We start from the raw sequence: 10,384 nt of genomic DNA on the forward strand, positions 1-10,384 counted from the left end.
TACTCACTCAGCGGCTTTTATTTACCCATTAATAATCTGTGTTAGCTTGGCAATAAAGTCTTTTGCTGCTTGCTCTGAGTTAATTTTAAAGGCCACACCATAGTGAATCGGCTGCGCACTTTTGTGAATACGTGTAGGAAAGCGTGTCATCTCGCTACTATGAAAATAACCTTGTACTCGTGTTACCTCATCAATTGTTGCAAAATCATCGCTAAACACCTCAAAGGCTGGGCGAATAATTATTTTGCCTTTACCCGCTTCGCTGTGGGTATAAATTGCTTCTTTAGAATTTGCTAACATGTACTCAGCAATGTTTTTAATTTTAAAGTTGCTTCTGCACTTTAACTGAATGAGCTGCTCTGTTAACTCATCTGCACTATAAGCCACGTGGTGATCCCTTTAATGTTTAATTGTGCATTACATTAGCCTATACGCGCTGCAAAGTCCGAATTATTTTACATCGCATACAAAGGCAAGTTTGTCGTTTTTATAACTCATTCGCGTTATGTTTGTCTCGCAATATGGGCTTAAGTTAAGCCATTGAGAAACCTCATCGGTGCCACTTAAATTACGCATATATACACGGTTTTTAACCGCATAAGCCACTGTATTAGCATCTTTTAAAATAAAGTCTTGTACTTGCTCTGGCAATCTAAGTAAATCTTCTACCTGTTTAGATTGCGGGTTAAAACTTGCTAAAATATGCTGATCATTTTTTGTGTAACTAAATAAAAATGTTGCGGTTTTACTGTTATAAATAAGCGTACGCCCTATGTTACTTGCTACCACCTCGCCTTTTGCCGCAGCAACCGAAGTATATTGCAATGTATGTGGCTCACCTAAAATAAACATCACTAAATCGCTTTGAGCGCCCCATGCGTGGTAGCCAACAGGTTCAATCCAATCAAAAATACGGCTCGGCGCTTGCTCAGTATCGAGTGGGTATTGCCACAACTTTTGTTTGCTATCTTGCTCTACCACAATGGCCGATAAACTTTGTTTTGAAGGCATAACAGTGGGCGAATATTCGCTCACTGGCGTATTTGTTATGTTGCTTACTTGCTTGGTTGCTAAATCATAATAGGCAATATCGGTTTGACTTTGCTCGCTTGAAATAACTTCATGGGTGAAATAAATACCCTTGTTTGTTAAATAAGGTTGGTTGTTATAGCTATTTTTGTCGCTCACTATACTCACTTGCATACCGTAGGGTGTATTTAAATCAGCAAGTAATATTTGGCTTTTAGGCATGCTAGCCTGCGCTGTAGCAAGGCTTAGCGCCGCTAAAGAGACTAGCCCAAGCCATGGTTTAATAAGTTTCATGCTTTCTCTCGTTTTATTTTTAAGCACCTCATGATAACGTTATTTGCCGATGGCGTCACTTGACCTAAGTCAGTCAACTCTTTATAACTAACTTGGTCCTAAAAAAGAGAAAATACATGTCAGCTAAACATCCTATCATTGCTATTACAGGTTCGTCGGGTGCGGGAACTACCACTACCACCAATGCAATTAAACATATTTTTCGTAGCCTCAACATTGATGCGGCTTTTATCGAAGGAGATAGCTTTCATCGTTACACGCGCCCAGAAATGGATAAAAAAGTACGCGAAGCACAACAAGAAGGTAAACACATAAGTTATTTTGGCCGTGAAGCCAATGACTTTGGCGCATTAGAAACCTTATTTGGTACCTACGGCGAAACAGGCCAAGGCAAGTTACGCCGATACTTACATACCTTTGATGAAGCTGTACCTTATAATCAATTACCGGGGACGTTTACCCCTTGGCAAGATCTTGAAACAAACACTGATTTAATGTTTTACGAAGGCTTGCACGGGGGCGTGGTTGATCAGGATCATGATGTAGCTAAGCACGTGGATCTGCTTATAGGCATGGTGCCTATTATTAACCTTGAATGGATCCAAAAATTGATCCGCGATACGCAAGACCGCGGCCACTCTCGCGAAAAAGTAATGGACTCCATTGTACGCAGTATGGATGACTACATTAACCACATCACACCGCAGTTTTCGCGCACCCATATTAATTTTCAACGTGTGCCAACGGTTGATACGTCAAACCCATTTAGCGCAAAAGATATTCCTTCGCTAGATGAAAGCTTTGTGGTTATTCGCTTTAGAGGAATTGATGACGTTGATTTTCCGTATTATTTACAGATGATTGAAGGCAGCTTTATGTCGCGTATAAATACCCTTGTGGTGCCAGGCGGTAAAATGGGTTTAGCAATGGAGCTGGTGCTTACTCCGCTAATTAAAGACATTATTGTTAAAAAGCGTGCTCTTGAAAACCTAGCCCCTTTAGATATACCCATTTAGCCCCTCTTTTATGATTTACACTTCTGACGTACACTGCTGCTTTTGCTAACAGTGAGGGAAAACGTGTCGCACTCATTAAAAATTATTGTGGGCTCTAAAAACCCAGTAAAAATTAACGCTGCAAAACATATTTTTGCAATGTACTTTCCTAGTTACGAAATTGATTGCCAAGGCGTTGATGCTCCCTCAAATGTTCCCGATCAACCAATTGGCGAGGAACAAACCCGTATAGGCGCACAAAACCGAGTTACTTACTGTAAAAGCATGTACCAAGCAGATTACTACTGTGCAATGGAAGGCGGTGCAGAGCAATTTAGCTATGGTGCTGCAACCTTTGCCTATGTTGTTATTAATAATGGCTCTGAGCAAGCGATAGGACGCAGCAGTAACCTGCCGTTACCGCAAGTGTTATATAACGCGCTGCTAAGCGGAGAAGAGCTTGGCAATGTAATGGATAAAGCATTTAACACCCATAATGTTAAGCAAAAAGGCGGCGCGATAGGGCTTCTCACAAACAATCATGCCACTCGCCAAAGCACCTACACCCAAGCGCTTACCTTAGCTATGGCTCCTTTTTTACACCCTAGCCTTTATCAGGAAAATTAATGAAATACAGTTATGTACTGTTTGATGCAGACGAAACACTATTCAGGTTTGATATTTTAGCGGGAATGACCCGCATGTTTAAAGCGTACAACATTGAGTTTACCCAAGCCGATTACATCCATTACCAAAAAACTAATAAGCAGCTGTGGATAGATTATCAAGATGGAAAAATTAGCGCCGATTACTTACAAGTAACCCGCTTTAACGAGTGGGCTGTAAAATTAGGGGTACCCGCTAAAGAGCTAAACGACGCATTTTTAGATGCTATGGCACAAATTTGTGAACCACTCCCTGGCGCAATCGATTTACTAAATGCACTCAAACCGCATGCACAATTGGGTATTATTACTAATGGCTTTGCCCGTTTGCAAGCCCTGCGCCTAGCGCATACCGGCCTTGAAAATATGTTTGATTGGCTGGTTATTTCGGAACTGGTAGGCATTGCTAAGCCTAACAAGGCTATTTTTGAGCACACATTTGAGCTTATGGGTAACCCAGACAAAAGCAGAATATTAATGGTGGGCGACACTGCCTCTAGCGACATTTTAGGAGGCAATAATGCCGGTATTGATACCTGTTGGCTACAGCACCCAGGCGAGCAGTTACCAGCAGGCATAAGCCCAACCTACACCATAACTGAACTGGCACAGTTACCAACAATTTTAGCGCTTTAAGCTGCGCGTTAATTATTAAAAATTAATAGTAATTAGCTGCAACTCGCTAATTTAAGGCAAAAAAAATGACGCTATTAAGCGTCATTTTTTATAACTGTTTGTGAGCGTGTATTTTTAAAAAATACTAAATTAGGCCGTCGCTAATTCAAGGCCGGGTGCAGGCATCGTAACAGGCGTTTCAAATGTTGCCCACTCCCATGCTGACTCTGTTGCCATAATTTTGCGAAGTAACTTATTATTTAAATCGTGACCCGATTTATAAGCCGTTACTTTACCTAGTAGGTTATGACCTGTCATAAACATGTCGCCCACACAGTCTAATATTTTGTGTTTTACAAATTCATCGCTGTAGCGCAAACCATTTGGGTTTAGTACTTTAAAGTCATCAAGTACTACTGCGCTGTCCATGCTGCCACCAAGTGCTAGGTTATTAGCATGCATGTATTCAATGTCTTTCATAAAGCCAAACGTACGTGCACGGCTAATTTCTTCAGTAAAGCTTTGCGCAGTAATATCTAAACCAATGCGCTGGCGGCTTTCATTAATGGCCGGGTGATCGAAGGCAATTTCAAAGTCGATATGAAAACCATCATATGGTTCTACTTCGGCCCATTTATCACCTTCTTCAATACGTACTTTTTCTTTTATACGAATAAAGCGTTTCGCAACATTTTGCTCTTCAATGCCGCCTTTTTGTAACAAATAAATGAACGGTAATGCACTACCATCCATAATCGGCACTTCTGAGCTGTCTAATTCAACAATTAAATTATCGATACCCATTGCAGCAACCGCTGCGATTAGGTGCTCAGTCGTAGATAAGCGAACGCCATCTTTGTTAATTAAACAGGTACACAGCTGCGTATCACCAACGGCTTCAGGTGTTGTTTCAAAATCAACAACCGGATCAAGGTCGACACGACGAAATACAATCCCGGTATTTGCGCTCGCAGGTCGGAGAGTTATTGTGACCTTCTCACCTTTATGAAGTCCAATTCCTATGGCTTTGACTACTTGTGCAATCGTACGCTGTTTAATCATAGGTTCGCTCACTTTTAAATCAGTTACAGTTAGACGGCGGAGTTTAACATAAATCCTTTTGCCTTTCAATATTTGTACATATTTCAAACAAAAGCATTAGTAAATGTTAATCAGCCTGCTTACGTAAAAAAGCCGGAATATCAAAATAATCTCCGCCTTCTGATTTATCCGCTTTTTTACTGTTTTGCGCTGATGAACTTGCCGTGTTGCTTGAGCTTGTAGATGGCGCTTGTTCTTTGCTTTCTACTTGCGTGCTTGGCGTCGTTTCTTCAGTGCTTGTGCCTTGGCTTGCAAAGCTTGGTACGTACATGCTGCTAGATTGGTTTGATGAACTTGCTACATCAGAACCTGATGCCTTTTTAAAGCCGTTATCAACAATACCAAACTGCGGACGACGATCGCCGCCTAAACCCGTAGCAACAACAGTTACACGTAACTCGTCGCTCATTTCTGGGTCAATAACCGCACCTACAACCACAGTTGCATTTTCAGACGCTAGCGCTTTAACGTGGTTACCCACAATTTCAAATTCTTCAATCGCAATGTCCATACCCGCGGTAATATTAACCAAAATACCTTTAGCACCGGTTAAATCAACGTCTTCTAGTAATGGGCTTGAGATAGCCGCTTCTGCAGCTTCTTGAGCACGATCTGGGCCTGATGCAGAGGCTGTGCCCATCATGGCAGTACCCATTGCTGACATTACGGTACGTACGTCGGCGAAATCCACGTTAATTAAACCAGAACGTGTAATTAGCTCCGCAATACCTTGAACCGCACCAAAAAGTACATCGTTTGCTTTAGCGAAGGCATCTAACAGTGTAGTCCCTTTACCTAAAACTTTAAGCAATTTATTGTTCGGAATTGTAATAAGTGAGTCTACAATTTCTGACAATTCGTTAATGCCTTGTTCAGCAGCTGCTGCGCGCTTTTTGCCTTCAAAGTCAAAAGGACGCGTTACTACAGCAACCGTTAAAATACCTAATTCTTTGGCAATTTTAGCAACCACTGGTGCAGCACCAGTACCTGTACCACCACCCATGCCGGCAGCAATAAATACCATATCTGCGCCTTCAAGGCTGGCACGGATTGTTTCTGCATCTTCTTCAGCCGATTCGCGGCCTACTTCTGGGTTTGCACCTGCACCTAACCCTGAGGTTATTTGCGTGCCTAGTTGTACGGTAATATCGGCAGCGGAATTACGTAATGCTTGTGCATCCGTATTTGCGGCTATGAAGCGCACGCCTTCTATTTGTTGTTTTACCATGTGCTCAACAGCGTTACCGCCGCCACCGCCCACGCCAATTACCTTAATTACAGCTTCTTCGCTGTGTTGTTCCATCATATCAAACATGTTTACTCTCCGACTTGAGTACTTTAAAACTCGCCTTGGAACCATTTAGTAATGCGGTTCCACCAATTATTATTATCCTCTGCTTTCGACTTTTGTGCATTCATCGATTGCATAGTGCGCCCGTATTGTAACAAACCTACAGCGGTTGCGTACGAAGGATCGTCTACGTAGTCTGTCAAACCAACTATCCCGATTGGTTTGCCTATTCTCACTGGCATTTGGAAAATGTCTTCAGCCACTTCCATTGCGCCAGTCATTTTAGCGGTCCCGCCTGTAATAACGAGGCCTGCCGCAATTTGGTCTTCTAAACCTGAGCGACGAATTTCTTCCATCGCTAATTCAAATAATTCTCTAAAACGAGGCTCTACCACTTCAGATAAAGTATGGCGCGACATTAATCGTGCTGGTCGCCCGCCTACACTTGGTACTTCTATGGTGTCTTCGTTACTGGCCATTTGGCTACTTGCACATGCATATTGTACTTTGAGTGACTCAGCATGTGATATAGGTGTACGAAATATTTTTGCAATATCACCGGTTACTTGATTACCCGCCACTGGGATAACCGAAGAATGGCGTAATGCCCCGTTAATATAAATAGTGATATCCATTGTACCACCACCAATATCAAGTACCGCTACACCAAGCTCTTTTTCGTCATCGGTTAAAACGGAGTAACACGATGCGAGTGCAGTAAATATAAGCTGATCAACCTCTAAACCACAGCGTTCAACACATTTTTCAATGTTTTTAGCCATGTCGTTTGAGCAGGTAATAATGTGTGCACGTGCTTCCATACGTACACCGCTCATCCCAAGGGGGTTTTTAATGCCCTCTTGCATATCAATGCTGTATTCTTGCGGTAATGCATGCAGCATTTTACGCTCGGCCGAAATAGGCACAGAGCGCGCTATATGAATTACATTTTCAATGTCTTCATCGGTTACTTCTGTATTATTGATAGCAACCACGCCGCTTTCGTTTTGACATTGTATGTGCTTGCCAGAAATCCCTAAGTACACTGAGCTAATACGACAATCAGCCATTAACTCGGCTTCATCTATTGCTCGGCGAATCGACTCAGACACTAAGTTTAAATCGTTAACGCCGCCTTTATCCATACCATGAGATACTTGGCTGCCCACACCAACAATGCTGAGCTTGTTATCTGCGGTGATTTCACCTACCGTGGCCACCACTTTTGAGGTACCAACGTCTAATCCAATCACTAGGTTTCTTTCTGCTGACTTAGTCATGCCTTACTCTTATTTTGTAATTGCTGTTCTTGCACAGGCTTATAGCTAACTGCAAGGCCGGTATCATAGCGTAAATCTATTGCATCTATTTGTGCATCTGCACGCTTTTCCATGCGCGGGTACACATCTATAAACCGCTGTACTCGCTTTGCTTTGTCTTTGCGCCCTAAATTTAAGCGCACACCATTATCTAACCATAACTGCCACGAAAAACGCTCCGAAAGTGCTAAGCTTTTTAGCGTTAATGCATTTACCTTTAGCATTTCGTCAAACTGCTTAAAGGCAATCCACGCTTCTTTTTCGCTGCCTTCTGGGCCGTAAAGTTGCGGTAAATCATTAGCGAGTTTATCGCTACTTGCTTCAAAGGCATCGCCACTTTGATTTAGCAGTAAATCGCTATTCCAATGGGCTACGGCTTCGTGTTCAACTACGTACACTTGTATTGTATCGGGCCATTGCTTGCGTACCGATACGGTTGCAACCCAAGGTAAATCTTTTACCAATTGCTGTACGCGTTTTACATCTAGCTCAAAAAAACTGCTTAAATCGGCCTTTTTTATTGCTTTTATTATGGCCTTTTCGTCAGTGTATTTGGGCTTTCCTAGCACTGTTAAGTGCTTTATTTGTGCATCTTTGTTCTCTACTAGCCAATCAGATACACCGGTAGTTATTTGCACGAGCCCAATCACTACCACCAGAAAAAAGCTCACACCAAAAATTAGCGACCAATTAAAGTTAAGTTGCTGTTTTAACTGTTGAGCTTTTTCTAAAAGGGGATGCATATTAAAGCGTTTGCCCCAAAATGCGAACAACTAATTGCTCAAATGTTGCCCCGTTTGCTTTTGCCGCCATGGGCACCAGCGATTTTTCGGTCATGCCAGGGACTGTATTTACTTCTAATAAATAAAAATTCCCCTGCTCATCTTGCATGGCATCTACACGGCCCCAGCCGCTTGCACCCACTAAATCAAACGCCTCTAACGAGATAGCCTGTAAGTGCTGTGTATCTTGCGCCGATAAATCTGCAGGGCAATGATACTGTGTTGTGTTCGATTGATACTTAGCTTGGTAATCGTAAAAACCATTTGGAGTCGTCATTTCAATCACAGGCTGTACTTCATCGCCTAATACCGTCACGGTAAATTCGCGTCCAGTTATCCACTGCTCTACTAACACTTGGCTATCAAACTTAAAAGCGTGTGTAAGGGCATCTTCAAGCTCTTGAGCGGTACTTGCTTGCGCCATACCTATGCTTGAGCCTTCGTGCGATGGCTTAACCATTACTTTTTTAAACTCATCCATAATGGCTTTTGCATCAAAGCCTTTTTTAGCATCAACAACTGCATAAGGCGCAGTGCTTAGCCCTGCAGATTTAAATAAACGCTTACAACGGACTTTATCCATTGCCAAGGCTGAGCCTAATACAGTGCTGCCCGTGTATGGCAAGTTCATAAATTCAAGCGCGCCTTGCACTGTACCATCTTCGCCACCACGGCCATGCAAAGCAATAAAAACACGATCGACCTGTAATTCTTTTAGCTCCCACAAAGAGCGATTTTGCGGGTCAAAAGCAATGGCATCAACGCCGGCATTTTGTAGTGCATTAAGCACCGCTTGCCCTGAACGTAGTGACACTTCGCGCTCTGCTGAGTTACCCCCAAGCAGTACTGCTACTTTACCAAATTGCGCGTTTTCTTGCGTCATACTTCACCTTGCTTTAATTTTTCCACCGACATACCTGTTGCCGCTAATGTTTTAACCAATTGTCCTATATTACCAGCGCCTTGCGTTAAAACTAAGTCGTTATTTTGTAAGTTATCGGCCAGCACACCAGCAAGCTCTGCGCTCGTTGCTACATGTAGAGGCTCTTTTCCGCGCTGACGTAAGCTGCGGCACAGGCTTTTACTGTCTGCACCAACAATAGGCTCTTCGCCGGCACTGTACACATCAAGTAATAAAAGTTGATCTACATCTGCTAATACTTTTACAAAGTCTTCGTATAAATCGCGTGTACGGGTAAACCTGTGCGGTTGATAAACCATAACTAAACGCTTTTCTGGCCAGCCTTCGCGTACCGCTGCAATGGTGGCAGCAACTTCTGATGGGTGATGTCCGTAATCATCCACCAACATGACATTGCCGCGCTCGTTTTCAAAGTTGCCATAATGCTGGAAGCGTCGTCCTATGCCTTCAAATTTTTGCAGCGCCTCTAAAATTGCGTGGTTAGCAATGTTTTGATCTTTAGCCACTGCAATTGCCGCCGTGGCATTAAGTGCGTTGTGCTTACCTGGCATATTAAGCGTTGCACTTAAGCTTTCACCGCTTTTATGTGTCACTGTAAAAGTACAAGTACTTGCTGATTGGCTAAAATCGCTCATGCGGTAGTCGGCATCTTTTGACTCGCCATACGTGATCACAGGGCGACCAAAACGCGGGATCAGCTCACTTGCTACTTGCGAGTCTATGCACACTACGGCTAAGCCATAAAATGGCAGGTTATGAATAAAGTCCACATAAGTGTCTTTCATTTTCTCAAGACTGCCGCCATAGGTTTCCATGTGATCTTCTTCAATATTGGTGATCACCGATACCATAGGCTGTAAATGTAAAAACGATGCATCGCTTTCATCTGCCTCAGCAATTAAAAAGTCGCTTTTGCCCACTTTTGCGTTACTGCCCGCGCTATTTAATAAGCCGCCAATAATAAAAGTAGGATCAAGCCCTGCCTGAGCATAAATGCTGGCAATTAAACTGGTTGTTGTGGTTTTACCATGTGTGCCCGCAATGGCAATGCCATGGCGAAAACGCATTAATTCGGCAAGCATTTCTGCACGGCGAACTACCGGTATACGCGCTGCTTTTGCAGCAATAATCTCAGGGTTTGTTTCGTCAATAGCACTTGAAACAACAACTACGTTGGCATCTTTTACGTTGTTTTCGTGATGGCCTATAAATACTTCTGCACCGGCTTTAATTAAGCGTTCGGTCATTGCGCTGTGCGCTATATCTGAGCCTGTAATGCGGTAGCCTTCAAAAGCCAGTACTTCAGCAATACCGCCCATACCCGCACCACCAATACCAATAAAATGGATGGTTTCTATTCGACGCATAGCA

11 protein-coding genes are annotated in these 10,384 nt (G+C 43.0%); 3 read left to right on the plus strand and 8 right to left on the minus strand.

Annotated features, from left to right (window positions below; all coding sequences use genetic code 11):
* Positions 1 to 21: 21 nt before the first annotated feature.
* A complete protein-coding gene (locus OIZ54_RS12600) occupies positions 22 to 387 on the minus strand; it encodes a hypothetical protein (protein ID WP_004589427.1) in 366 nt (121 codons plus the stop codon).
* Between the two features lie 63 nt (positions 388 to 450).
* Entirely contained in the window at positions 451 to 1,323 is an 873-nt protein-coding gene (locus OIZ54_RS12605; protein ID WP_264390535.1) for a hypothetical protein, read from the minus strand.
* Positions 1,324 to 1,439: 116 nt separating this feature from the next.
* Between OIZ54_RS12605 and OIZ54_RS12610 the strand changes: the two genes are divergently transcribed.
* From OIZ54_RS12610 to yjjG, 3 genes are all read left to right on the plus strand, one after another.
* Positions 1,440 to 2,339 (plus strand): phosphoribulokinase, encoded by a 900-nt coding sequence (locus tag OIZ54_RS12610; RefSeq protein WP_004589425.1) that lies wholly within the window; start codon positions 1,440 to 1,442, stop codon positions 2,337 to 2,339.
* Positions 2,340 to 2,402: 63 nt separating this feature from the next.
* Positions 2,403 to 2,945, plus strand: coding sequence for an inosine/xanthosine triphosphatase (gene yjjX, locus OIZ54_RS12615; protein WP_248451257.1), 543 nt, complete (start codon positions 2,403 to 2,405; stop codon positions 2,943 to 2,945).
* Positions 2,945 to 3,619, plus strand: a complete 675-nt coding sequence (gene yjjG, locus OIZ54_RS12620; RefSeq protein WP_264390536.1) for a pyrimidine 5'-nucleotidase — start codon at positions 2,945 to 2,947, stop codon at positions 3,617 to 3,619. Before yjjX ends, yjjG begins: the two co-directional genes overlap by 1 nt.
* Positions 3,620 to 3,748: 129 nt before the next feature.
* Here yjjG and lpxC read toward each other — a convergent pair whose 3' ends face one another.
* The 6 genes from lpxC to murC form a co-directional block, all read right to left on the minus strand.
* On the minus strand, positions 3,749 to 4,660 hold the full coding sequence (lpxC, locus tag OIZ54_RS12625; protein WP_004589422.1) for a UDP-3-O-acyl-N-acetylglucosamine deacetylase: 912 nt from the start codon (positions 4,658 to 4,660) through the stop codon (positions 3,749 to 3,751).
* A 106-nt stretch (positions 4,661 to 4,766) separates the two neighbouring features.
* Positions 4,767 to 6,014: a cell division protein FtsZ gene (ftsZ, locus tag OIZ54_RS12630; protein ID WP_004589421.1), complete on the minus strand. Its 1,248-nt coding sequence runs from the start codon at positions 6,012 to 6,014 to the stop codon at positions 4,767 to 4,769.
* A 23-nt stretch (positions 6,015 to 6,037) separates the two neighbouring features.
* The gene (gene ftsA / locus OIZ54_RS12635) at positions 6,038 to 7,270 is read right to left on the minus strand and encodes a cell division protein FtsA (RefSeq protein ID WP_004589420.1); all 1,233 of its coding nucleotides are present in this window, start codon (positions 7,268 to 7,270) and stop codon (positions 6,038 to 6,040) included.
* Positions 7,267 to 8,052: a cell division protein FtsQ/DivIB gene (locus tag OIZ54_RS12640; protein ID WP_004589419.1), complete on the minus strand. Its 786-nt coding sequence runs from the start codon at positions 8,050 to 8,052 to the stop codon at positions 7,267 to 7,269. The genes ftsA and OIZ54_RS12640 overlap by 4 nt, the downstream gene beginning before the upstream one ends.
* Before the next feature lies 1 nt (position 8,053).
* Positions 8,054 to 8,974 carry a D-alanine--D-alanine ligase gene (locus OIZ54_RS12645; protein WP_264390537.1) on the minus strand — a complete coding sequence of 307 codons (921 nt, stop codon included), beginning with the start codon at positions 8,972 to 8,974 and terminating at the stop codon, positions 8,054 to 8,056.
* The gene (gene murC / locus OIZ54_RS12650; RefSeq protein WP_051063459.1) at positions 8,971 to 10,380 is read right to left on the minus strand and encodes a UDP-N-acetylmuramate--L-alanine ligase; all 1,410 of its coding nucleotides are present in this window, start codon (positions 10,378 to 10,380) and stop codon (positions 8,971 to 8,973) included. Before murC ends, OIZ54_RS12645 begins: the two co-directional genes overlap by 4 nt.
* Positions 10,381 to 10,384: the final 4 nt, after the last annotated feature.

The sequence above is a fragment of the Pseudoalteromonas sp. A3 genome (assembly GCF_025942345.1).
GTDB lineage: Bacteria > Pseudomonadota > Gammaproteobacteria > Enterobacterales > Alteromonadaceae > Pseudoalteromonas > Pseudoalteromonas atlantica.